The 23,638-nt window shown below is 63.7% G+C and carries 22 protein-coding genes; 3 read left to right on the top strand and 19 right to left on the bottom strand.

Annotation, left to right across the window (positions count from 1 at the left end):
- Window positions 1–20: 20 nt before the first annotated feature.
- From RFM68_RS28570 to RFM68_RS28540, 7 genes are all read right to left on the bottom strand, one after another.
- A complete protein-coding gene (locus RFM68_RS28570) occupies window positions 21–1,913 on the bottom strand; it encodes a bifunctional sugar phosphate isomerase/epimerase/4-hydroxyphenylpyruvate dioxygenase family protein (protein WP_320236360.1) in 1,893 nt (630 codons plus the stop codon).
- Between the two features lie 16 nt (window positions 1,914–1,929).
- On the bottom strand, window positions 1,930–2,745 hold the full coding sequence (locus RFM68_RS28565; protein WP_320236359.1) for a cyclase family protein: 816 nt from the start codon (window positions 2,743–2,745) through the stop codon (window positions 1,930–1,932).
- Between the two features lie 123 nt (window positions 2,746–2,868).
- Window positions 2,869–3,300: a type II 3-dehydroquinate dehydratase gene (locus RFM68_RS28560; protein ID WP_320236358.1), complete on the bottom strand. Its 432-nt coding sequence runs from the start codon at window positions 3,298–3,300 to the stop codon at window positions 2,869–2,871.
- Window positions 3,301–3,317: 17 nt separating this feature from the next.
- Window positions 3,318–4,619, bottom strand: a complete 1,302-nt coding sequence (locus tag RFM68_RS28555) for a TRAP transporter large permease (protein ID WP_320236357.1) — start codon at window positions 4,617–4,619, stop codon at window positions 3,318–3,320.
- A complete protein-coding gene (locus tag RFM68_RS28550; RefSeq protein ID WP_320236356.1) occupies window positions 4,616–5,134 on the bottom strand; it encodes a TRAP transporter small permease in 519 nt (172 codons plus the stop codon). The genes RFM68_RS28555 and RFM68_RS28550 overlap by 4 nt, the downstream gene beginning before the upstream one ends.
- A gap of 76 nt (window positions 5,135–5,210) precedes the next feature.
- Window positions 5,211–6,197 carry a TRAP transporter substrate-binding protein DctP gene (dctP, locus tag RFM68_RS28545; RefSeq protein WP_320236355.1) on the bottom strand — a complete coding sequence of 329 codons (987 nt, stop codon included), beginning with the start codon at window positions 6,195–6,197 and terminating at the stop codon, window positions 5,211–5,213.
- Complete coding sequence (locus RFM68_RS28540; RefSeq protein WP_320236378.1) at window positions 6,194–7,093, bottom strand: shikimate dehydrogenase; 900 nt, start codon at window positions 7,091–7,093, stop codon at window positions 6,194–6,196. Before RFM68_RS28540 ends, dctP begins: the two co-directional genes overlap by 4 nt.
- A 229-nt stretch (window positions 7,094–7,322) precedes the next feature.
- On the opposite strand from RFM68_RS28540, the gene RFM68_RS28535 reads away from it, so the two are divergent.
- The gene (locus RFM68_RS28535) at window positions 7,323–7,994 is read left to right on the top strand and encodes a TetR/AcrR family transcriptional regulator (RefSeq protein ID WP_320236354.1); all 672 of its coding nucleotides are present in this window, start codon (window positions 7,323–7,325) and stop codon (window positions 7,992–7,994) included.
- Window positions 7,995–8,198: 204 nt separating this feature from the next.
- Here RFM68_RS28535 and RFM68_RS28530 read toward each other — a convergent pair whose 3' ends face one another.
- The 9 genes from RFM68_RS28530 to RFM68_RS28490 all read right to left on the bottom strand — a co-directional run bounded on the left by RFM68_RS28530 (window position 8,199) and on the right by RFM68_RS28490 (window position 17,896).
- Window positions 8,199–8,483 (bottom strand): EthD domain-containing protein, encoded by a 285-nt coding sequence (locus tag RFM68_RS28530; protein ID WP_320236353.1) that lies wholly within the window; start codon window positions 8,481–8,483, stop codon window positions 8,199–8,201.
- A gap of 119 nt (window positions 8,484–8,602) precedes the next feature.
- Window positions 8,603–9,721, bottom strand: a complete 1,119-nt coding sequence (locus RFM68_RS28525) for a branched-chain amino acid ABC transporter substrate-binding protein (protein ID WP_320236352.1) — start codon at window positions 9,719–9,721, stop codon at window positions 8,603–8,605.
- Window positions 9,722–9,894: 173 nt separating this feature from the next.
- The gene (locus RFM68_RS28520; protein ID WP_320236351.1) at window positions 9,895–10,917 is read right to left on the bottom strand and encodes an AraC family transcriptional regulator; all 1,023 of its coding nucleotides are present in this window, start codon (window positions 10,915–10,917) and stop codon (window positions 9,895–9,897) included.
- 40 nt (window positions 10,918–10,957) lie between these two features.
- Window positions 10,958–12,586 carry an AMP-binding protein gene (locus RFM68_RS28515; RefSeq protein ID WP_320236350.1) on the bottom strand — a complete coding sequence of 543 codons (1,629 nt, stop codon included), beginning with the start codon at window positions 12,584–12,586 and terminating at the stop codon, window positions 10,958–10,960.
- 3 nt (window positions 12,587–12,589) lie between these two features.
- Window positions 12,590–13,384, bottom strand: coding sequence for an enoyl-CoA hydratase/isomerase family protein (locus RFM68_RS28510; protein ID WP_320236349.1), 795 nt, complete (start codon window positions 13,382–13,384; stop codon window positions 12,590–12,592).
- A 10-nt stretch (window positions 13,385–13,394) separates the two neighbouring features.
- Entirely contained in the window at window positions 13,395–15,086 is a 1,692-nt protein-coding gene (locus tag RFM68_RS28505; protein ID WP_320236348.1) for a methylmalonyl-CoA mutase family protein, read from the bottom strand.
- Window positions 15,083–16,072 (bottom strand): methylmalonyl Co-A mutase-associated GTPase MeaB, encoded by a 990-nt coding sequence (gene meaB, locus RFM68_RS28500; protein WP_320236347.1) that lies wholly within the window; start codon window positions 16,070–16,072, stop codon window positions 15,083–15,085. The genes RFM68_RS28505 and meaB overlap by 4 nt, the downstream gene beginning before the upstream one ends.
- Before the next feature lie 8 nt (window positions 16,073–16,080).
- A complete protein-coding gene (locus RFM68_RS28495) occupies window positions 16,081–16,545 on the bottom strand; it encodes a cobalamin B12-binding domain-containing protein (protein ID WP_430694961.1) in 465 nt (154 codons plus the stop codon).
- Window positions 16,546–16,558: 13 nt separating this feature from the next.
- Window positions 16,559–17,896: an aspartate aminotransferase family protein gene (locus RFM68_RS28490; RefSeq protein WP_320236346.1), complete on the bottom strand. Its 1,338-nt coding sequence runs from the start codon at window positions 17,894–17,896 to the stop codon at window positions 16,559–16,561.
- Window positions 17,897–17,993: 97 nt separating this feature from the next.
- On the opposite strand from RFM68_RS28490, the gene RFM68_RS28485 reads away from it, so the two are divergent.
- Window positions 17,994–18,854, top strand: a complete 861-nt coding sequence (locus RFM68_RS28485) for a LysR family transcriptional regulator (RefSeq protein WP_320236345.1) — start codon at window positions 17,994–17,996, stop codon at window positions 18,852–18,854.
- An 85-nt stretch (window positions 18,855–18,939) separates the two neighbouring features.
- A complete protein-coding gene (locus RFM68_RS28480) occupies window positions 18,940–19,503 on the top strand; it encodes an acyl-CoA thioesterase (protein WP_320236344.1) in 564 nt (187 codons plus the stop codon).
- Window positions 19,504–19,550: 47 nt separating this feature from the next.
- Here the strand turns inward: RFM68_RS28480 and RFM68_RS28475 are convergent, their stop codons facing one another.
- The 3 genes from RFM68_RS28475 to RFM68_RS28465 form a co-directional block, all read right to left on the bottom strand.
- A complete protein-coding gene (locus RFM68_RS28475; protein WP_320236343.1) occupies window positions 19,551–20,657 on the bottom strand; it encodes an alcohol dehydrogenase family protein in 1,107 nt (368 codons plus the stop codon).
- A 69-nt stretch (window positions 20,658–20,726) separates the two neighbouring features.
- A complete protein-coding gene (locus RFM68_RS28470; protein WP_320236342.1) occupies window positions 20,727–22,106 on the bottom strand; it encodes an aspartate aminotransferase family protein in 1,380 nt (459 codons plus the stop codon).
- Between the two features lie 29 nt (window positions 22,107–22,135).
- On the bottom strand, window positions 22,136–23,629 hold the full coding sequence (locus RFM68_RS28465) for an NAD-dependent succinate-semialdehyde dehydrogenase (RefSeq protein ID WP_320236341.1): 1,494 nt from the start codon (window positions 23,627–23,629) through the stop codon (window positions 22,136–22,138).
- Window positions 23,630–23,638 lie beyond the last annotated feature (9 nt).

Raw genomic sequence — 23,638 nt, 5'->3', positions numbered from 1 at the left:
GCGAGCAAATTCCATGCGGATCAGACCTTCGGCATTCCACCAGGCCGCATCATGCGCTTTTGCGCTGCGATGCGGAACGGCGCATTCGGCCCGCCATAACCTGCATAGGCGCCGCGCCGCTCGACGATTTCGAAAATGAATCCTTCGCCAAAGGTCGGCGCGTAGAGCTGGAAGAACTCGCCCTTCTCATCGCGGTCGTAGAGGATATTCGACGCGCGCAGCCGGTCGGCAAGATCGGGGTCGAGGCCGAAGCGCGCCTCGACGTCGTCATAGTAGTTCATCGAGATTTGCAGCGGCTCGAAGCCATTGGCCCCGAGCCTTTCGGCGGTTAGGAAAATGTCGTCTGTCGCCATTGCGAGATGCTGGATGCCCGAGCCAAAGGTCTCGGCGATGAAGTGGCCGGCAAGCGTGCGGCGGCTCTCGGCGCCGTTGAGGGTAAGGCGGAGGCGCTTGTCGAGACCCTCGATCACCTGGCTACGAACGAGGCCGGCCGGATCGACGATGTCGACCATCGGCGTCTTCGTAGTCCTGAAGAGCGAGACGTAGAAAAGCAGCCAGCTCGGCATCTCTTCGTGAAACATGGTCTGGCCGACATGATCGATGCGGGTGAGGCCGACGCCGCTGCCTATGTTCGCAGCAGCGACAGGCTTGAACTCGATGTCCCAGACCTTGGCCAGATCTGTCTTGCCATCGAGGAAATAGATCAGCCCGCCGCCGACGCCGCGGATCGCCGGGATGGACAGCTCGCCGGGGCCGACCCGCTGTTGGAAGATTTCGGCGCCCAGCGTCTCGGCGCGAGCGACGGTCGCCGCCGCATCCTCGACCTTCAATCCGATCGCATAAGCGGACGTCCCGTGAACGACGAAGGAGGAGTGCGCAAAACCCTGCCGCTCGGTGTTGACGACGATGTTGATCTCTCCCTGCCGGTAGAGGGTGACATCCTTGGAGATATGACGCCCGGCCTCGGAGAATTCCAGCGTGGCGAGCAGGCTACCGAGCGATACCGCTCCTTCCGGATTCGCGGCGAATTCCACAAACTCGACTCCTTCGACGCCGATGCGGTCTGGCATCGCCGGCGCCGAAACCTCGAGCGCCGGCTCCTCCCGCCGCACCTGGTCCATCAGCCAGACGAGCGAGCGCTTGCCGTCGACGGAGATGGCCTTGGCCGAGCCGCCGCGGAACTGGTCGTTGAAAATTTCGAGCGATATGTAGCCGTCGTAGCCAGTTGCCGCGACGGCCTGCATGAACGCGCGCACCGGCAAGTCACCCTCGCCCGGCATGTTGCGGAAATGCCGGCTCCAGTAGAGCAGGTCCATGCCGATCAGCGGCGCGTCGGCGAGTTGGACGATGAAGATCCTGTCCGAGGGGATCGAGCGGATCGAGGACAGGTCTATCTTGCGGGCAAGCGTGTGGAAGGAATCCAGGATCAGCCCGATGTTGGGATGCGCCGCGCGGCGCACGACCTCCCAGGCGTCGCGATGGTCATTGACATGCCGGCCCCAGGCGAGTGCCTCGTAGCCTACGCGCAAGCTCCGCTTTGCAGCGCGCTCGCCGAGCTCATGAAAGTCCGCGGCGGCGCGGTCGATGCCGCCGAGCGACACCGGGGAGACCGACGAGCAGACGAGCATCAGGTCGGTGCCGAGGTCCTGCATCACGTCGAACTTGCGCTCGGCACGGTCGAGGGCGCGGCTGCGCTGCGGCTCGGGCAGGCCCTCGAAATCACGAAACGGCTGGAACAGGGTAATCTCCAGTCCGTGGTCGCGTACCATGCGGCCGACCTCGGCGGGCGTGCCGTCGAAGGCCAGGAAATCGTTCTCGAATATCTCCACGCCATCGAATCCGGCAGCGGCGATCGCAGCGAGTTTTTCCCGCAGGTCGCCGCTGATGGAAACGGTGGCGATGGAGGTTTTCATTGCTTCTGCCTAGATGTCACAGAAGCGCGATTGCGCGGGTGGGACCGCCGGTCGCGCCCTTCACCTTGGGGATGCCAAGGAACAGACGCGCTCCGGACTCGGGAATTGCATCGAGGTTCGCCAGGCACTCGATGCCCCAGCGGCCGCTGCCCAGCCATTCGTAGTGGACCGGAAACGCCCCGCTCGAGTTGAGCCCGGTGTCGAGCGAAAGCGTGTCGACGCCGATGCCCTTCACGTTGCGCTCGCCGATCAGGAACTGCGCAGCCTCCACGTGAAAGCCAGGCGTATGGTTTCTCTTCTCCTTGTCGTTGCCGGTGAACTTCGGGTCGCCAACCAGCTTGTGCCATCCGGAATTCATCACCACGCAGCAGCCGTCCGGCAGCCTGCCGTTCTTCGCCTCCCAGGCCTTGATGTCGTCCGGCGTCAGGCTTGTGTCCGCATTGTCAGCGGCGTGCGCGGCGATGTTGATGATGGCGACGGGAACGATCAGGTCCGAGATCGGGATCAGATCGGCCGTCAGGCCATCGGCCGAAAAGTGGATCGGTGCATCCATGTGCGTGCCGCTGTGCTCGACGATCGTCCACCGATTCAGGTTCACCTTGTCCTTGGCGAAGGTGACGAGGTGTTCGACCGTGAACCACTTCTCGCCGCTGAAGGTCGGAAAGCCCTCATAGAGCGCATGTGAGAGGTCGATCGTCTCGGTGAAATTGACCGGTGCCGCCTGGGCCGGAGGCACAGGTGCAAGTGCAGCCGTCGCCGCGGCGCCGATTCCAAGCGTAAATCCGGCTTTCAGCAAACCCCTGCGGGTCGCCTTCTCACAGATCGAATGCAAGCATCCTGGTGGGCACATTTTGTTTTTCCTCCCTTTTGGTTTGGCGTTCCGCAGGCACTGTACTAACCAGTTCGTTCGTTCTCCTGATGCATAGGTCCGCCCGACAGCACCTGTCGGTCCGGCTTACTGCCCGATCAGTTCAATCAGCGATTTCACCGCGGTCGGATATCCGCGCGGGCCGAGACCGGCGATGACGGCCGTCGCGACGGTCGAAACCAATGAATGGTGGTAGATCGCCTCGCGGCGGTGGATGTTCGAGATGTGCAGCTCGACGATCGGTCCGGGAAACATCTTCAGCGCGTCGAGGACCGGGATAGACCTGAAGCTGAGGCCGGCGGGGTTGATGAGGATGCCCGCTCCGTCGTCGATCGCTCCGTGGATCCAATCGACGATTTCATGCTCCGCATTGGACTGATGGAAGCGGATCGGCCACGCCCCTGCGGCTTCCCGGCACATCGCCTCGATCTCGTCCAGCGTCGTCGTGCCATAGATTTCCGGCTCGCGCTTTCCGAGGCGGTTGAGGTTCGGACCGTTGATCACGTAGATGGGTTTCATCGATCTCCTCCTGTCGATCAGCCCTGATAGCCGAGCAGGCGCGGCAGCCAGAGCACGAGCCCCGGAAAGAAGGTGATCAGCACCAGCGAACCGATCATCGCCCATAGGAACGGCAGCACATTGCGCACAAGGTCCCTGAACGGCACCTCGGCGATCCTGCTCATGATGAAGAGCAGCAGGCCGTATGGCGGCGTCACGAGACCGAGCATGATGTTGACCACGACCACCACGCCGAAATGCACCAGATCGATGCCCAGGGCTCTCGCGGTCGGGATGAGCACCGGCACGATCACCAGCAGGATGGTCGTTCCCTCCAGCACGCAGCCCAGCAGCAATAGCAGGATGTTGACGAGGATCAGGAAGCCGGTAGGCGACAGCTGCCACGTCTGCAGCAGCGCGCTCACCGACTGCGGGATGTTTTCGACGGTGACCACATAGTTGAACACCAGCGCGCCGCCGATCAGCATGCCGATCGAGGCGCTGGTGCGGGCGCTGACCAGCACCGAGCGGTAGAAATCGGCGAAGCTGACGCTGCGGTAGAGAACGACCGAAACCAGCAGCGCGTAGGCGCCGGCGACGGCAGCCGCCTCGGTCGGCGTCGTTGCGCCGCTATAGATGCCGCCCAGCAGCACCACGGGCATCATCAGCGAGGGCAGCGCCTGCCAGGTGATGCGCGGCAGTTTGCGCAGCGGCGTCGGCGGCTCGACAGGAAAGCCGCGGACGCGGGCATGATAGGCGACGATGATCATCTGGCAGCCCGCCATCAGCAGGCCCGGCACGACGCCGCCGAGGAAGAGATAGCCGATCGATGCGTCTGAGACGAGCGCGTAGACAACCATCGGGATTGAAGGGGGGATAATCGGGCCGATCACCGCAGTCGCGGCCGAGAGCGCGGCGGCGTAGCTCGGCGGATATTTTCCGTCCTTGGTCATCATCTTCTGCATGAGTTTGCCGGGGCCGGCGGCGTCGGCGATGGCCGAGCCCGACATGCCGGCAAAGATGATCGCCTGGGCGATGTTGACAAAGGCGAGGCCGCCGCGGAAGCGGCCGACGAAGGCGTTGCAGAAGCGCAGCAGGCGCTCCGTCATGAAGCCGATATTCATCAGCTCGGCGGCCAACACGAACAGGGGGACGGCTAGGATGATGTAGTTGGCGTACATGCCGTTCAGGAGCTGCTCGGCGACGGTGCCCATGTCGAGCCCGGCGAGCAGCAGGTAAAGGATCGAGCCGGCGAGCATGGCGTGACCGATCGGCAGGCCAAGAAAGGCGAGTGCGGTGATCGCGATGACCGACAGAGAGAAGGGGCTGGCGAGGTTCACGTGCCGGATCCCATCTCTGTCGGATCGGGCCTCTTCGGAGCCGGGCCGAAGGCGGTCCGCCAGGAAAGCCAAAGATAGCGAACCAGCGTGGCAACGACGAAGACCAAATAGATGGAGAAGACCCAATCGAAGCGGAACTTCAAGTAGGCGGTGTGCTCCACCTTCATGAAGGTCACGTAATCGAAGACCGCTGGGAGAGAAATCGTGTAGAGCACGATAAGCGCTGCGGCCGCGGCCAGGAACATGACACGGCGGACCCTTGGCCCGGCCGATGCATAGAAGAGATCGAAGCGTATCTCCTCCTCTTCGCGGATCACGAAGGCGGCCCCCCAAAGCACCAGCCAGATCCAGAGTATCACGCTGACCTCATTGGTCCAGCCAATCGGCAGGTTGAGCAGATAGCGGAAGGCGATCTGCAGGATGAATACGGCAAACATCAGCGCCATCATGGCCGCGAGCACGGCCTCCGCAACGCGATAAAGTCTGCCGGCGATCAAGCGCGAGTTGGCGTTCAAGACAGGTGTCCCTCACGATATTAGACGTGGCAGCAACCGGCTTCGGCGGGTTCTTGACCGCTGGAGCCGAGGCGGCTCAGAGGGCGTTGATCTTTTCCAGCATGCCCACTGACCAGTCTTTCGCCAAATCGGAAGCCAGATACTGCTCCTGGACATGTTTGCGGAAGGCCGCAACGTCGGGTTCATAAAGCTTTAATCCCTTGCCTTTGAAGAACTCGACCAGCTCTTTTTCCCGTGCCAGGTGCTTGTCGGTCGAGAATTCGATGGCCGTATCGGCCGCCGCCTGGAACCTTGCCTGCTTCTCGGCGCCCATTTCGTCCCAAATCTTCTTCGACACCGCGAGAAGATCGAAGCCGACGAGGTGCGAGGTGAGCACGATCTGCGACATCACCTCGTAAAACTTCATGTTCTCGACATTCGGCAGCGGATTGTCCTGACCATCGATCGCACCCGTCTGCAGGCCGGTGTAGACCTCCGCATAGGCCATCGGGGTCGGGTTGGCGCCGAGCGCCGAGCCGAGGAACTGCCATGCATCGCCGCCCGGCATCCTGAGCTTGATGCCGGCAAGATCGGCGGGTGTCCTGATCTCCTTGGCAGGCTTGAGGCCCAGCTGGCGCACGCCGAAATAGGTGGGGCCGAGCACCTTTATGCCGAGCTGGTCCTCGGTCATCTTCTTCAGTTCCGCGCCCGGTTCGCTCGCGAAGAATTTCCGCATATGGGCGGCGTCGCGGAAGAGATAGCCCGCAGTGACGATCGACCATGCCGGGATTTGCTTGGAGACGTCCTGCGGCGCGATGTTGCCCATTTCCAGGTTGCCGCGCTGGATAGCGACGAGCTCGGTTCCCTGCTTGAAGAGATTGCCGCCGTAGTAGCCTTCGAAGGTGAAGTCGTCCTTGATGGCGTCGGCGAATTTTTTCATCATCTCGGCGCGGATATCCTGCTCCGAAAACACGGCGGAGAAGCGCAGCTTGGGCTTCTCTTGCGCAAAGGCCGGAAACGCCATGGCGGCCGTAGCGAGACCGGTGCCGACCAGAAATTCGCGGCGGGTTGTTTTCAACATCATGTCTTCCTCCCTGTTTTATTCTCTTGCACTTGATGAGGGCTTCGCCCGTTTCCGGCGGGCGCGTCGCCGAAGGCGGCGAAAGCCGCCCTCATCCGATCAACATCCGGCGCAATGCCGGTGAAAAGCTCGAAGGCTCGCGCCGCCTGATGGACGGCCATGCCCTCGCCGTCGAGCGTACGACAGCCACGCTGTCTCGCAGCCGCGAGCAGTTCGGTCTCCAGCGGGAAATAAACAATGTCGGCGACCCAGCATTCGGGCCTGAGCAGCGCCGGATCGAGCGGGATGCCCGGCAGCTTGGCCATGCCGACCGGCGTCGCGTTGACGATACCGTCGGCCTGCATCATCGCCGCCGCGACATCCGAGACAACGCTTGCCCGGTCGGAACCGAACCGCGATGAGAGCCGCCGGGCGAGCGTGGCCGCCCTGACTTGGGCGATGTCGCCAACGTGCAGATGGCTGACGCCGAGCTCGAGCAGAGCATGAGCCACTGCCGCGCCCGCCCCTCCGGCTCCGAGCAGCAGCACGCTATCGCGCGGCGCTCCCGCCATGCCGCGCCGGAAACTCTCCATGAAACCCCACAAGTCGGTGTTGTGGCCGATCCGGCGGCCGCCGCGCAGCACCACCGTGTTGACCGAGCCGACTGCCTCCGCCGCCTCAGACAATTCGTCGAGCAGCGGAATGATCTCCTGCTTGTAGGGGAAGGTGACGTTCAGCCCGTCGAAGCCGAAATGCCCGGCGAAAGCGAGAATGTCGTCCAGCCGCGGCGGGCCCTTACCCATGCGGTCGGCATCAAGTAGACGGTAGATGTAGGCGATGCCGCGCGCGCTGCCCTCGGCCTGATGCATCGCCGGCGTGCGCGACAGCTGGATGCCGCGGCCGACCAGGCCGACCAGCACGCGCCGCTGATCGGGAGCCGTTTTCCCTTCATCCGCCGTCGCGCGAGCAGCAAACGATGTCAATCATACCTCCCGGATAACCGGACTTGCCAAGTGATCGGCAAGCTCCTCCCGATATCCGTCTGCACTTTGTACCATTTGGTTAATTTCGTCAATCACGTTGTACGATCCGGTTAATTTGCTAAAGACTCGTTCCGATGTAACCGTTCGGACCGAGAGGCAATCGATCATGGACGACAAACCGGCGAATGGACGAAGCGGCGGCTGGAAGCAGGATCCCGCGGGCGTCCGCAACAACATCCTTGCGGTGGCGATGGCGGAGTTTGCCGCCAACGGTCTCTCCGGGGCACGCATCGACGATATCTCAGCCAAGACGAGTACCTCGAAGCGCATGATCTACTATTATTTCGGCGACAAGGAGGGGCTGTACGGCCGGGTCCTGGAAGAAGCCTATCGAGAGGTGCGGGCGGGCGAACAGCAACTGGAGCTCGACCACCTGCCGCCGGTCGAGGCTTTGAAATTGCTCGCCGAATTCACCTTCGACCACCACAGCCGCCACCCGGACTTCATCCGGATCGTCATGATCGAGAACATCCATCACGGGGCTTATCTGGAACGATCCGAACTGATCCGTCTGCTGAATGCCGGCGCCATACAAAAGCTGGAGGCAATCTGCCGACGCGGCCGCGAGGCGGGTCTGTTTCGCGACGACGTGACGCCGCTTCAGTTACACTGGCACATCAGCGCAATGAGCTTTTTCAATGTCTCCAACCGCGCCACCTTCTCGCGCATCTTCGGCACGAACCTTTTCGCTGCTGACGGGCAGGAGGCACTCAAGAAACAGATGGTGGAAATGGTGGTCGGCCTCGCGCTGAAGCCGGAACGGCGCTTAGGTCGCTAATCGTTTCTGGATCGTAGACATATCAATGGCTGGCAGCCTCATCGACTCTCCAGACTGGCGGTAGATATTTCGCCGGTCTGCTATGCGGGGGCAACGAACAATTGTTAGAAGGTCGCTCAGTCCCCGCGGACATCACGCAATAAGGCAGCACTTCGGAACGACACCGGATCGTCTGAGCTCCTAGAAGGAATGGGGTCAAAAGGGTTACAGCCTGGTGATCCCGGGTTGTCCAGCAATGATGCTGCGCTCTTCGCCGATCCAAATTGGCGACGGCGCTGAGTCAATGAACCGTCGCTCATCTTCGGGCAGTTTGCGGCTGGCAGCGCGCGCATCAGGATTGTGCCCCAACGTCTCGAGGGCTTCCCGGCTCTCGTACCAGATGTCCGCAACGCCGTCATAAGGCTCGGGCGAGCCGCGAAAGGCACGCAGTTTCTCCAGGAACGGCCCGTAGCCGGTGTGGACCTGAACATATCGTGAGATGCGCAACACTCGCTGGTGAGCCCGCACTAGAGACCATGCACCCCAAACCAATGGTGCCGAAATTCCTCATGCGACAGCGAAAATTCGAAACCTCAGATTCTTTGTCGCGGTGGCTGCTTGGGCGGCATTTATTTCTCGGCGTAAGTCGGCTTGCCGTCGGTGCCCTTCTTCCATTCGTAGATGATGTAGTCGGGACGCGTGATGTCACCTTTCTGGTCATAGCCGATGTCGCCGATCGCCGTCTTCCACGGGCCGCTTGCCTTGACGGTCGCGGCGACCTTCTGCGCATCGTCGGCCGAGTCGGTCTTGTCGATAGCGGCAGCGACGATCTGGACCGCCGCGTAGGAATAGAGCGTGTAGGCTTCCGGCTCGAAACCCGAGGCGCGGAACTTTTCGACGATATCCTTGGCGGCGGGGTTCTTCCGCGGGTCCGGCGAGAAGGTATTCAAGGTGCCGATAACCGAATCGCCTGCGATCGAGGCCAGCTCGTTCGAGACCATTCCGTCGCCCGAGAACAGCGTCGCCTTCAGACCCTGATCCGCCGACTGGCGCATGATCAGGCCCGCCTCGGTGTGGAGACCGCCGAAATAGATCAGCGCGACGCCGGCCGCCTTCATCTTGGCGATGAGCGCTGAGAAGTCCTTGTCGCCGACATTGATGCCTTCATACATCACTTCAGTGATGCCGTTGGCGTTCAGGTCCTTCCTGGCGACATCGACGAGGCCCTGACCGTAGGGTGTCTTGTCATGGACGATGGCGATCCTGGCGTCCTTGAAATTCGCGGCGATATAGTCGCCGGCCACCTTGCCCTGCTGGTCGTCGCGACCGCAGGTACGGAACGTGTTCCAGAGGCCCCGCTCGGTGTATTGCGGATTGGTCGATGCCGGCGAGACCTCGAGCACGCCGTTTTCAGCATAGACCTCCGAGGCCGGGATCGACACGCCCGAATTGAAGTGGCCGATCACATATTTCACACCGTCCGCAACGAACTTGTTGGCGACCGAAATACCTTGCTTGGGATCGGAGACATCGTCGCCGATCTCGATCTTGATCTTCTGGCCGAGCACGCCGCCAGCCGCGTTGATGTCGGCGGCCGCCTGTTCCGCTCCCTTCTGAAACTGCGCGCCAAAGGCGGCGTTCGGACCGGTTATCGGCCCGGCCACACCGATGAGGATGTCCGCCCACGCGTTGCCCGCGAGGGCGACAAGCGCGGCGGCTGCGACCGCCGACAAGAGATATTTCTTCATATTAGGCTCCCATTTTCGTGGTTGGCACTGGTTGAAGCTTCGATGCGATGCGCGAGCCCGGCGCGGCTGCGCTTTCAGGGCATATTGGCTGCAAGCCAAGTGGCATACGATGACCGTAGGACCCAGATTTGGTGATCGATTTTGCAATGTTTTGGAATGCGCCGATTGCCTTGCTAGTTCGCCGACGCGTTGTCCCGTGCATCGATGTCGGACGACGCCTCGCGGCGGAACAAGGCCGGGCTCTTGCCGGTCCATTTGTGGAATGCGCGATGGAACGCGCTCGGCTCGGAAAAGCCTATGTCGGCGGCAAGGTCGGCGACGCTGCGGCTGCCGTTGAGCAGCGCCTCCATCGCGAGTGCCCTGCGCATCTCGTCCTTGATCGAGCGATAGCTCTGGCCTTCAGACTGAAGCCTGCGACGCAAGGTCGGCGCCTGCATGCGCATGCCGGCCGCAAGCCTCTCGAAGCTCGGCCATGCCGCGGGCGCGGTGGTGTGCAGGCGTCCGCGTATGGCCGCCGAGAGCCCGTCGTCATGGCGGTAGCGCACGAGAATATTGGCTGGAGCCCCGCGCAGGAATTCCCGCAACGCGCAGGCGTCGCGGATGACCGGCAGCTTCAGGAAGTCGGCATCGAAGACAAGGCGGCTTTCGGGCTGATCGAACCGTACCGGCGCGCCGAAAAACAGCCGGTAGTCGCTACCCGCCGACGGGATGCCGCACTTGAAATCCACCCAGCGGATGGGAAGGCGCCGGCCCACCAGCCAGCAATTCACGCCATGGACGATGATCCAGAAGGTGCGGTAGGCGAAAGCGGACCTTAGCGGGCCGGAATCGCTCAACCTGATTTCGGCGAGCCCGTCCCTGGCGATCAGTTCGCCATGCGGATCGTCGAGCACCGCGCGCAGGAAGCGCAAGCCCCTGCGCAGGGCATGCTCCAGCGTCTCGGTGGAAAGCAGCGCCTGGCAGAGCAGCGCGAAGCTGCCGGCCCGCATCGGCCGGGCGCCTTCGCCGAAGAACTCGTCGTCCATGGTCTGCGCAACGGCATGCCAGAGCGCGCCATATTGTTCGGTCGAGATCGGCTCGGAAATCACCGGCGGCAGCCCGACGCGAGCCAACAGGGGCCCCACCTCGACATTATGGCGGCGAAGGCATTCGAGCGTGTCGTCCATGAAACAGGGAGCGATCATCCGGCGCTGCATCGCGTGGGCTCCGTCCTCCTTTTGCCTGCGTTCAACCTTGTTAGCGCTCGCCCCGATCGAATGTGGCGGCGCCGACACCCTGCTGCCGCAGGGCGGTCCTGGCGATCTTCTCCGTCGGCGTTCGCGGCAGCGGCGTGTCGGTGATTTCGATGTAGCGCGGCACCATGTGGCGCGGCGCCGATGCCCTGAAATGCGCAAGCAGCTCGGCCGCCTCCAGCGTCGAACCCGGCCGCCGCTGGGCCACGACCATGATGTCTTCCTCGGTGAATTCGGAGGGAATCCCGAACGCGGCGCTTTCGACGATGTCGGGGTGCTTCTCGGCGACGGTCTCGACCTCGTAGGCGGAGATGTTCTCGCCCCGGCGCCGGATTGCCTCGTTCAGACGGTGCTTGAAATAGAGCCAGCCGTCCTCATCGAGGCAGCCGGCGTCGCCGGAGTGATACCAGAGGTTTCTGAGCGTCCGCACCGTCTTGGCGTCTGCCCGGTAATAGCCGGAAAACATGCTCCAGTTCCTGCGCGGGCGCGACACGATCTCGCCGATGGACCCGTGCGGCAGGGGCCGATCCCTCTCATCCACGATCGCGACTTCCCAATCCGGATGTGGCCGGCCGCAGGAGCCCGCTCTCGTATCTCCCACGGTGTCGAGGGTGACGAAACCCGTCTCCGTCTGACCGTAGCCCGTGACGAGCCGCATGCCGAAGCGCCGCTCGAATGCTTCCTTGTCCGGCACCATGGGGATGCACTGGCATATACGCACCGGATTGGCGCCGTCGGCATCGGACAGCGGCTGACGCGAAAGGATGACCGCCATGGCGCCGAGCAGGTTCGTCGCCGTGGCGCGGCTTTCGCGCACCTGATCCCAGAACCGCGACGCGCTGAAGCCGTCGACCAGCGTCGCGCGGGTTCCGTAGATCAGCGGCAAGTAGACGCCGAACATCTGCGCGTCGGTGTGGAACAGCGGCAACGCCGAGAAATAGCTGTCGCCGGTGGTGTAGCCGAGATTGAGGGCCATCGCCGCCGCCCAGGAATAGCAGTGATGATGGGACATCAATGCGCCCTTGGCCGGACCGGTGGTGCCCGAGGTGTAGAGGATCGCCATCGGGTCGCAATAATGGATGCCGGCGAGGTCGAAATCCGGCTGCCCAGCCATGCATTCCTCGAAGCCGACGATCCGGCCGATCCTGATGCCGGCCGCCCGAGCTTCGCCCGGATCGACGCCGACCAGGATGAGGGTGCGCAGATCCGGCAGGCGGTCCTGAACCCTGGCGATCTCGTCAAGCGCATTGGCGTCCGCGACGAGGACCTCGGCGCCGCAATTGTTCAGGTTGTGACAAAGCAGGTCGCCCTTGAGGCCCGGATTGGCAGGCACCTCGATCGCGCCGAGGCTCGATACGGCGAACCACATGGCGACCAGTTCGAAACAATTGGGCAGAAGCATCGCCACGCGGTCGGACTTGCCGATGCTCAAGCCACGCAGGCCCCGCGCCAGCCGCCCTGAAACGATCTGCATCTCCTCGAAGCTGGCGGAACGTCCGCAGATATCGATGAACGGGCTGCCGCCCAGGCGCTCGGCCTGCTGCAGCAGGATTTTCGGCAGCACCCGGTTCTCCAGATCGCCGTCATGCTGGCCAGGGATGTAGATGGACGGGGCGACTTCAAGCATGGTCATGGATCAAAAAATCTTTGCCCGTGCCTGCGCATCGGGAGACAGGAAACCGCTCACCGTGGCCCTGGTCTCGAGCGCCATTGCATCGGCGAGCGAAGAGTGGAAGCCGTTGTTGATGGCGTGCTTGATGTCGGCCACCGCGCTTTGCGGACGCTCCGCTATCGCCAAAGCGAGTTTTCTCGCCTCGTCCAGCAGTTGCGCCTCGGGAAAAAGCTTCCACGCGATGCCGACCTCGAGCGCCTTCCTGGCGTCATGCTTTTCGCCCAGGATCATCAGCTCCTTGGCGACCTGCGGACCGGCCTGCTTGGTCAACAGCGCGGTGACGCCGCCGGTGACGAACAGCCCGTAGGTGACTTCGGGGAAGAACCAGCGCGCGTTGTCGGCGAACAGGGTGAAGTCGCAGTTCACCGCCCATTCCAGCGCGCCGCCCACGCACCAGCCATGCACCGCGGCGATCACGATCTTGCGTGACTGCATGATCTGCAGGGTGATGTTCTGGATGGCGTCCACCCAGGCCTGGGTCGCCGCCTCGGACGAGGTCTGGGAGTCGAGGTCCTTGAGGTCGTCGCCAGAGCAGAAGGCGCGTCCTTCGCCGTGCAGGATGACGACGCGGATCGACGGGTCCGCTTCGGCTCGCGCCAGCGCCTCGGACAGATCGTCGACGAGCTGCCTGTTCATGGCGTTGAGCCGTTCGGGGCGGTTGAGCTTGACCCAGGCGATAGCGCCGTCGTGCCTGGAAATGACTGCGCCTGCCTTGGTGTCCCCCGTCTTGGTGTCGCCCATCTTGGCGTCCCCTGTCATGGCGGCCTCCTCAAACGATCATCGGTTCGGCATAGGGGCCCCAGACCTCGCGCAGCGCGGCGCAGATCTCGCCAAGCGTCGCCTTCGCCTTCACGGCTTCGATGGTCTTGGGCAAAAGATTGGTCTCGTCGGATCCTGCCTGTTCGGCGAGTTCCTTGAGCAGTTCCCGGACCCGGGCGTGGTCACGGCTTGCGCGCGCCGCGCTGAGGCGGTCGATCTGCAGCTGCGTGCACTGCTCGTCATAGGGATGGATGTGCACCTCGGCCGAGCGGCTGGTCTCATCGGCATAGCGGTTGACGCCGACCGATATCTTTTCCCCGGCATCGATCTTGCGGAATGTCGCATAGGCGGAGTCCGCGAGCTTCTGCTGGAACCAGCCTTCCTCGACCAGTTTCACGGCGCCGCCGCGCTCGTCGACTTCGTCCAGCAGCTTCCAGATCTCGGTCTCCATGTCGCGGGTGAGCCGCTCAATGAAATAGGAGCCGCCGAGCGGGTCGATCACGGAGGTCACGTTGATCTCGTCGCGGATAATCTGCTGGGTGCGGATGGCCAGCTTCATGGCCTCTTCGGTCGGGATGGCGAAGGCCTCGTCGAGGCCGTTGGTGTGCATGCTCTGGCAACCGCCAAGAACGGCGCCGAGCGCCTGGATGGCCGTGCGCATGAGGTTGTTGTGATGCTCGACCTTGGTCAGGCTCATCGCCGCGGTCTGCACATGCACCCGCAGCCGCATGGACTCCGGCTTTCGGGCCTTGAAGCGCTGCGCCATGATCTTGGCGTAGACCCGCCTTGCCGCCCTGAACTTGCAGATCTGCTCGAAGAAATCCTGATGGCTGATGAAGAAGAACGACAGCCGGGGCGCGAAGTCGTCTATGTCCATGCCGGCGCCGGTAACCTCCTCGCAATAGGCGATGGCGAAGGCCATGATGAAGGCGATCTCCTGGAGGGCGTTGCCGCCGACATCCGAGAGATGATAGCCGCTGAGGCTGATCGGATTGATCTTCGGCGTCGCTTTGGCGCTGTACATGATGAGGTCGCGCAGCAGCCTTACCGCGGGGCGCACCGGATAGATCCACTCCTTCTGCGCGACATACTCCTTCAGTGGATCGGCCTGCAGCGTTCCCGCCAGCTTGTGAAGGTCGTAGCCGCGCCTCTCCGCGACGGCGACATACATGGCATAAACCACCCAGGCCGACGGGTTGATGGTGAGCGAGACCGAGATCTTTTCCAGATCGATGCCGTCGAACAACCGGTCGACGTCGTCGACCGTGTCGATGGCGACGCCGACGCGCCCGACTTCGCCGAACGCCCTCGGATCATCCGAGTCCAGGCCGAGCAGCGTCGGCAGGTCGAAATCGGTGGAGAGCCCGGTCTGGCCGGTCTGGATCATGTATTTGTAGCGCTGGTTCGTGGCCTCGGGGTTGCCGAAGCCGGCGACCTGCCTGATGGTCCAGGGCCGGCCGCGATACATCGTCGGATAGGCGCCGCGCGTAAAAGGATAAGCGCCGGGAAAACCCAGCTCGTCGGCCGGAATGTCGGCGACGTCGGCGGCCGTGTAGACGCGCTTCAGCGGAATGCCGCATTCCGTCTCGTAGGCCGGCTTTTCCTCCGGCCTGCTGCTGAGCGCAGCGGCGAGTTCCTTTTCCTCCCACGAAGCCTGTTTTTCGCGAATGTCCTCGATCGCGGTTTCGCAAAACAGGTTCACGTCGCCCGCCCCTCGTTCGCCCAGCCGAGCAGAAGGCAAGCCGCGCCGGCGGGGTCCATGTCCCTGTTCACGACGGCCTGGATGTGCTCGCCGATCCCGTCGGCCCGTTCATCGAATTTGTTCTGGAAAAGATGTCTGGCCGCGCCGAGGATCCGCGTCCGGCAAATGCCCCGCTGCCGCTCGGCCAGTTCGCCGCTTTCGCGCAGATGCGACCAATGCCTGGAAATGGCATCCTTCAGCTCGCCGATCCGCTCGCCCGAGACCGCGCTGACCGGAAGCACCGGCGGCGTCCATTTCGACCCCGTCCTTTCCGAGCCGAGGGTCATCATGCCACGCAGGGCCGAAACGGTCGCCGCCGCCTCCGCCTTGTCGGATTTGCTGACCGCATGGATATCCGCGATCTCCAGGATGCCGGCCTTGATCGCCTGTATGTCGTCGCCGAGCCCGGGCGCCGACAGAACGACGATGCTGTGCGCGGCCGTCACCACTTCCACCTCGTCCTGGCCGACGCCGACGGTCTCGATGATGATGGGCGAATAGCCGGCGGCATCGAGGACGTCGACCGCCTGCAGCGTCGAACGGGCAAGGCCGCCGAGATGGCCGCGCGTCGCCATGCTGCGGACGAAGGCCTGGGAGGATGAGGCCGCCTCGCTCATGCGCACCCTGTCACCGAGGATCGCGCCGCCGGAGAATGGGCTGCTCGGATCAACGGCGACAACGCCGACCTTATGCCCCTCCGATGCAAATGCCATGATGAGGGAAGACACCAGGGTGGACTTGCCCGCGCCCGGAACGCCGGTGATGCCGACGACATGTGCCTTGCCGGTGTGCTTGTAGATCTCGGCCAAGGCAGGCGCGGCTTCCGGGTAACCGGCCTCGGCGCGCGTGATCATACGGGCTATGGCCGCAACGTTGCCCGCGAGGATTTCGGGCACCAGTTCGGCCGAGGGCCTGTATGGCGCGCGCCGCACCGGCCTCGATGGCATGAAAACGATCATACGCGACCGCGAGCGGCGATCAGGTTCCTGATCGTGGTCACGATCAGTTCGGCCCGCGCCTCCTGCGGCACGATCGCGTCGACGCCGCTGTCCCACAGAGCGGCATAGTCCTGCTCGGGAATGACCCCGCCGGCGACGACGACGATGTGATCGGCCTTCGCTTCGCGCAGGCAGCGCCCCAGCTCCCGAAACAGCGGAACATGGGAACCGGAAAGCAGGCTGACGCCGATGACGTCCACGTCCTCCTGGACCGCCGCCGCCACGACTTCGTTCGGCGACTTGTAGAGCCCGGTGTAGACGACTTCCATGCCGGCATCGCGCAGGATCCGCGCAACCACCTTGGCGCCACGATCATGCCCGTCCAACCCCAGCTTGGCGACAAGCACGCGGATGGTGCCGGTCGTCGCGTCCTGGTCCGGCACGTCGCCCGAGTTCTGGCTGGTCATGCTCGCTTGGTTCATCGGCTCCTGCCCGTCATTCGGCAGCCATGCCGACGCGGCCGGCGCCGGTGGACAACACCGCTTCGATAGCGTCGGAGATGGTGCGCAATCCGAGGTCGAGCTCTTGCTCGGAAATCGTCAGCGGCGGCGCGATGCGGAACACGCCGCCCATGCCGGGAAGCTTGACGATGTTCATGCTCAGCCCGCGCCTGAACGCCTCGGCTGCGATTTTTGCGCCGAGCTCGTGATCGGGCTCACGACCCAGGCCGCTCTTGACGATCTCGACCCCCAGCATCAGGCCGCGGCCGCGCACGTCGCCGATGCATTCATAGCGCTGCTTCAGGCCGGACAGGCCGTCGAAAAGCTTGTCCCCGAGATGGCGCGCGCGCTCGACGAGGTGCTCTTCTTCCACGACATCGAGCACGGTCAGGCCAACGGCAGCCGGCAGCGGATCTGAGACATGGGTGGTGTAGAACAGGAAGCCTCGCTCATGCGCGGTTTCCTCGATCTCGGCCGTCGTCATGACGGCGGCCAGCGGAAGGCCGGCGCCGATGGTCTTCGACAAAGTAAGGATGTCCGGCGTGATGCCGTCGCGCTGGAAGGCGAACATGTCGCCGGTGCGGCCGACGCCGGTCTGCGCCTCGTCCAGGATGAGCAGCATGCTGCGTTCGCGGCATTTCTGCTTCAGCGCCGCGAGGTAGCCCGGCGGCAGTTCCAGCATGCCGCCGCTCGACAGGATCGGCTCGGCGATGAAGGCCGCCAGGCTGCCGGTCGACTGGCTGTCGACCAGGGCGAAGGCGTCATCGAGCTCGGCTGCCCAGTCAAGCGAGCCGTCGGCTTTCTTGAAGCGCGGACGAAAACTGTTCGGCGTCGGGATCGCGATCGAGCCGACCGCGGCGGGCCCGTAGCCCTTGCGGCCGGCGCTATAGGTGGCGGCAGCGGCAACTCCGGTCATGCCGTGCCAGCTTTTGGAGAAGGCGACGATCTCGTGCTTGCCGGTCACCAGCTTCGCCATCCGGATCGCCGCCTCGTTCGACTCGGCACCTGTCGAAAGCAGGAGCGCCCTGTCGAGGCCGGGCGCGAGCGCGGCGAGGCGCTCGGCAAGCTCGACGACCGGACGGGAGAGCATGCCGCTGAAGAGATGCGCGACCGTTTCGACCTGGCGCCGCACCGTCGCGACGATCCTTGGATGCCCGTGCCCGAGCAGTGCGCTCATCTGGCCGGAGGTGAAGTCGAGTATGCGCCGGGAATCGGCGTCGTAGACGAACGACCCTTCGGCTCGCTCGATGATGGCGGGCTCGAACGCGCCGCCATAGCGGATGAGGTGCTTTCGCGCCGCCGACCAGAAGGCATTATCCAGGTTTCTTGACATCTCGCAGCCTCGCCAAAAACGCAGGTTTCAAGATTAGCGGCTGGCGTTTCAGCAGTAAAATTGATAGATATCGGGTTCCGATATCAATGGAATTGATATGGCTGCACCGCTCGATCTCAGATTGCTGGCGACCTTCGTCCGCGCGGCGCATTCGGGAACGCTCAGCGCGACGGCCGTGCAGGTCGGGCGCACGCAATCGGCGGTGACGATGCAGATACAGCGGCTCGAAGAAGCGCTCGGCGGCCAGAGCCTGTTCCACCGAAGCGGCAGCGGCGTCCGCCTCACCGGCAGCGGCGAGCGCTTCCTTGCCTACGCCGAGCGCATCCTCAAAATCCATGATGAAGCGGTTTCTGCTTTCTCCGGCAAAGGCCTGCGGGGTTCGATCATCTTCGGCAGCCCCGAAGATTACCTCAGCGCCTTCTTTCCAACGCTGCTGAGAAGCTTCGGCAGCCTCTATCCGGACATCGAGATCAAGGTCGTTTCGGCGCCGACGGTCGAACTGCACAATCTGCTGCATGCGCGCCAGGTCGATCTGGCGCTCGTCTCCATTCCGGACGCGAGCGCCTCCAGGGAGGTTGTGCGCACGGAAGCGATGGTCTGGGTCGGCAGCAAGCCGACATTTGAGCTGCATGAGTTCGGCGAGACCGTGCCGCTGGCCCTGCCGGCATCGAATGCCATGGACCACAAGGCGGCCTGCGATGCCATGTCCCGCGCCGGACTGCGCTACAAGATATCCTATGCCAGCAACAGCCTCACCGGCCTGATAGCGGTGGCGCGCTCCGGCCTTGCGATAAGCGTGATGACGCAGAGGGCCGTCCCGTCGGATCTGTTCATCCTCAACGCGCCGCTTCCGAGATTATCCCGGCTCGGCGTTCTGATCGCCTTCGCCGAGACGACGAGATCGCCGGCCGTAGAGGCGTTTGCCAGTCACATCCGGAGCGTCTTGCCGTCGCTGTAAAAAATCCACCCGCCAGAGGTCCGACCATCGATTAAAGCGTCGCGATGAAACGTATTCAGGCGACGCGCTTTAAGTCTTTGTTTTGATGCATGTCGTTATCCCAAAACCGCTGCGCACTTTTGGGCGACATGCATCATGCCCTCCACAGAGACAACCAATCCCCGCTAGATGTTGGGGCGCATCGGACGAGTTATCGGGAGCAAAAATGATCTTACTGACGAGAGCTGTGGTTCAGCCCTGGAATTGCGACATGATGGGCCACATGACGACGCGGTTCTACGTCGCGTTTTTCGACGACGCCATCAACATCCTGCTGGGACAGGCGACCGGCTGGGCGCCGACGACGCCCGAATGGGCCGACAGGGGGTGGGCGGACGTCCGGCACGAGATCGACTTCGTGGGCGAGGTGGCGTCCGGGGTCATCTTGGGAATCTACGGCGCGGTCCGCAATGTCGGCCGCACGTCCATCCAGACGGACTACGAGATGCGCCGGCTCCACGGCGGCGAGCTCGCGGCCAAATTGGCCGCCAAGACGGTCTTCTTCAACCTTGCGGAACGAAAATCCACCCCGCTGACGGAGCCTATGCTCGAGCGCCTGAAATCTTCCATGAACGCCACTGCTGCGCCGAGCCACGGCGGCCCTGCCTGAAGCCGGGTCGAGTGCCCTCGTCAGACAGCGAGCCTGCCAAGCCGAGACTAATCGATACCGCCGCTCCACATCGCGTCCGGCACGACCACCAGCTTGCCAACGAAGTCCTTGGCCATGAAGTCGGTCTGGGCGCGGTGGAAATCCGACAGTTTGTAGACGCCACCGACCACCGGCCGGATCTTCTTCTCCTCGATGTAGCGCACGATGCGGCGGAAGTCCGCGCGCGTGCCCTGGCTCGAGCCATGCAGTTGGAGCTGCTTCAGATACATGGTGCGCAGATCGAGCTGAACGACCGGCCCGGCGATGGCTCCCGCCGTGGTGTAGCGGCCCTCGGGCCGCAGGATGCGTAAGAGGTCGTTGAAGATAACGCCGCCCACCAGATCGGCGACCACATCGATGGGCTGGCCGCCCGTCGCCTCGTTCACGGCGTTGAGCAGGTCGGCGACGCCGCGCGTGATTACCTGCTCGGCGCCGATATCGAGCACGGCCTGCTCCTTGCCCTTGCCGACGACGGCATAGGGAATGGCGCCGCGCGCCCGTGCCAACTGGACGATGCCCGAGCCGACGCCGCCGGACGCACCGGTGACCAGCACCCGCTCGCCGGACTTTAGCGCCGCACGTTCCAGCATCTGTTCGCCGGTGAGGTAGGCGCAGCAGAAGGTGGCGAGCTCGACATCGCTCAAGTCGGTATCGACGACATGCGCGTTCTCGGCAGGCAGCGCTTGGTATTCGGCATAGCCGCCGTCGCGGCCGTGGCCCATATAGTCGATGTCGGCCAGCGAATCGTCGTCGCGGTTGTAGATCGAGAAGTCGACCATGACGCGTTCGCCGATGCGATCCGTAGACACGCCATCACCAACGGCGACGATGGTGCCCACCGTGTCGGTGCCCTGGATACGCGGGAAAACAAGCGTGTTACCTTGTCGGCGCCAGCTCGAGACCGCGGCCGCGTCTTCCTCCGTGCCATAGGCGCCCTGGCGTACCCAGACATCGGTGTTGTTCATGCCGCAGGCGCTGACCTTGACCAGCACCTCGCCGGCGGCCGGCGCGGGTACTTTCACATCGGTGCGGTAGACGAGCTTATCCAGGCCGCCATGGCCGGTAAGCTGCATGGCGGCCATCGTTGCGGGGACGGTTCTGGTCATTGCATTCATGTCGCTCAGTTACTTTGCTTTCACGCAATTCCGGACGGAAAACCGTTTCACACTTTTCCTGGAATTGCTTCAGAGGCTTGCAAACACGCCGTTCACCGCGTCGGCGGTCTTGGCGACGATCGTGTCGGCCTCCTCGCGCGTCAGGCAGAGCGGCGGCGCGAAGCCGAGGATATCGCCCTGCGGCATGGCGCGGCCGATGACGCCGCTTGCCGCGAGCGCCGTGGCGATCTGCGGCCCGACCTTGAGCGAAGGATCAAAGAAGACGCGGTCGTCCTTGTCGGCAACGAACTCAACCGCCGCCAGCATGCCGTCGCCGCGCACCTCGCCGACATTTCTGTGGCCGCCGACGGCCTTGGCGAGCTCGGCGCGGAAATAGGCGCCCGTCTCGCCGGCATTCCTGACAAGGTCCATCTCGTCGATCAGCTCGAGATTGGCGACGCCCGCGGCAACGCAGATCGGATGCGCCGAATAGGTCCAGCCATGGCCGAGCGAACCGAGCTTGTCGGAGCCTTGCACCAGCACCTGCCACATCTTGTCGGCGACAATGACGCCCGACAGCGGCGCATAGGCCGAGGTCAGGCCCTTGGCGATCGTGATCAGGTCCGGCTTGATGCCGTAATGGTCGGAACCGAACATCGTGCCGAGACGGCCGAAGCCGGTCACCACCTCGTCGGCCACGAGCAGCACGTCGTATTTGTTCAGCACGGCCTGGATCTTTTCCCAATAGAAGGCCGGTGGCGGCACGATGCCGCCGGTGCCGAGGATCGGCTCGCCGATGAAGGCCGCGACCGTCTCCGGGCCTTCGGCAAGGATCATCTCCTCGAGCTTGTCGGCGCAATGTTGCGAGAACTGCTCCTCGCTCATCGAGCGGTCGGCGCGGCGGAAGTAATAGGGCGCCTCGGTATGCAGGATCGGCGCGCGCGGCAGGTCGAAGGCGTTGTGGAACAGGTCGAGCCCGGTCAGCGATCCGGTCATGACGCCCGAGCCGTGATAGCCGCGCCAGCGCGAGATGATCTTCTTCTTCTCGGGCCGGCCGAGAACGTTGTTGTAATACCAGATCAGCTTGATGTTGGTCTCGTTGGCATCGGAGCCGGAGAGGCCGAAATAGACCCTCGACATGCCCCTCGGAGCGCGGTCGATGATCATCTTGGCGAGTGTGATCGACGCTTCCGTGCCATGGCCGACATAGGCATGGTAGTAGGCGAGGTTCTTCGCTTGGGCGCCGATGGCATCGGCGATCTTCTGGCGGCCATAGCCGACATTGACGCAATAGAGGCCGGCGAAGGCGTCGATGCTCTTCCTGCCGGTGTTGTCCCAGACGGTGACGCCTTCACCGCCGGCCATGATGCGCGTCGGGGACTCGCCACGCGCGTGAGTGCCCATATGCGTCGAGGGATGGAACAAGTGGTCGCGATCCCAGGCGGCGAGTTCGTTGGATTGTTCGAGCATCTTTTTTCTCCTGAAAATTCCGGGATGGCCTAAGCCACATCCAGGCAAAGGTATTTGAGATCGGTGAAGGCCTCCAGCCCGTGGCGCGAGCCTTCGCGGCCGATGCCGGATTGCTTGACGCCGCCGAAGGGGATCGGCGCGCCGGTGATCTTGACCCGGTTGATCGCGACCATGCCGTACTCCAGGGCCCGACCCATGCGCGCCTGGCGGGCGCCGTTCTCAGTGACGACATAGGCGACGAGGCCATATTCGGTGGCGTTGGCGCGGGCGACCACCTCGGCCTCATCGTCGAACGGCGTCACGGCGGCGACCGGGCCAAACGTTTCTTCGCGCATGATCAGTGCTTCGTCCGGCACATCGACGAGCAGCGTCGGCTGGTAGAACAGCGGGCCGGCAACGTCGCGCTTGCCGCCGGTCAGGCAGCGCGCGCCGCGGGTAAGCGCATCGGCTACCTGCTCCTCCACCTTCTTGACGGCGCGTTGATGCATCAGCGGCCCGATATCGGCGTCGCCGGAAAGCCCGTTGCCGGTGCGGAGCTGCTCGATGCGGAGCGCGAACGCGGCGCAGAACCGCTCGTAGACCGGCCGCTGCACATAGATGCGGTTAGCGGCGAGGCAGTCCTGGCCGGAGGTGGCGAATTTGGCGTCGAGCGCGATCGTGACAGCCTTTTCGATGTCGGCGTCGTCGAACACGATCAGCGGGGCATGGCCGCCGAGTTCCATGACCAGCCGTTTCATCGTCGCAGCGCTCTGCGCGGCGATCAGCCGACCGACTTCGGTCGAGCCGGTGAAGCTCATGGCGCGGACGCGCGCATCGGCGCACATCGCACCGACAATGGTGCGCGCGTCGCCGGTGACGACGTTGAAGACGCCTGCCGGCAGGCCGGCGCGCTCGCCGAGCTCAGCCAGAGCCAGTGCCGACAGCGGCGTTTCCGAGGACGGATGCGCCACCACCGTGCAGCCGGCGGCAAGCGCAGCCGCCGCCTTGCGGGTGAGCATGGCGGACGGAAAATTCCAGGGCGTGACGACACCGACCACGCCGAGCGGCTCGCGGCGCACCGTCATCTGAGCATTCGGCAGATGGCTGGTGACGCTTTCGGCGTTGAGGCGTTTTGCTTCCTCGGCATACCACTCGACGAAGGAGGCGGCGTAGTCGATCTCGCCGAGCGATTCCTTGAGCGGCTTGCCCTGTTCCAGCGTCATCAGCAGCGCCAGATCGTCCTTGGCGGCGATGATCAGCTCAAACCATTTTCGCAGGACCTTTGACCGCTCCTGCGGCAACAGCACCCACCAGCCGGGAAACGCGCGGGACGCAGCGTTGATCGCCTTCGTCGTCTGCACGGCATCGAGCGCGGCCACGAAGGCCACGGTGGCTCCGGTCGCCGGATCGGTCACCTCAAAACTTTCCGCCGCTTCGCTCGCTGTCCAGTGGCCGTCGACATAAGCGAGCGCGCGCAACAGCCGACGGTCGGTGAGGCGGTCGAGCGCTTCATGGTGGTTGGTGCGGGCAAAATGCGCGGACATGAGTCGGGT

Origin of the sequence: Mesorhizobium montanum (genome assembly GCF_033977145.1) — a bacterium.
GTDB classification, from domain to species: Bacteria; Pseudomonadota; Alphaproteobacteria; order Rhizobiales; family Rhizobiaceae; genus Mesorhizobium; species Mesorhizobium montanum.
The sequence above is the reverse complement of the archived record's forward strand: the minus strand, read 5'-3'. Positions and strand labels throughout refer to the sequence as shown.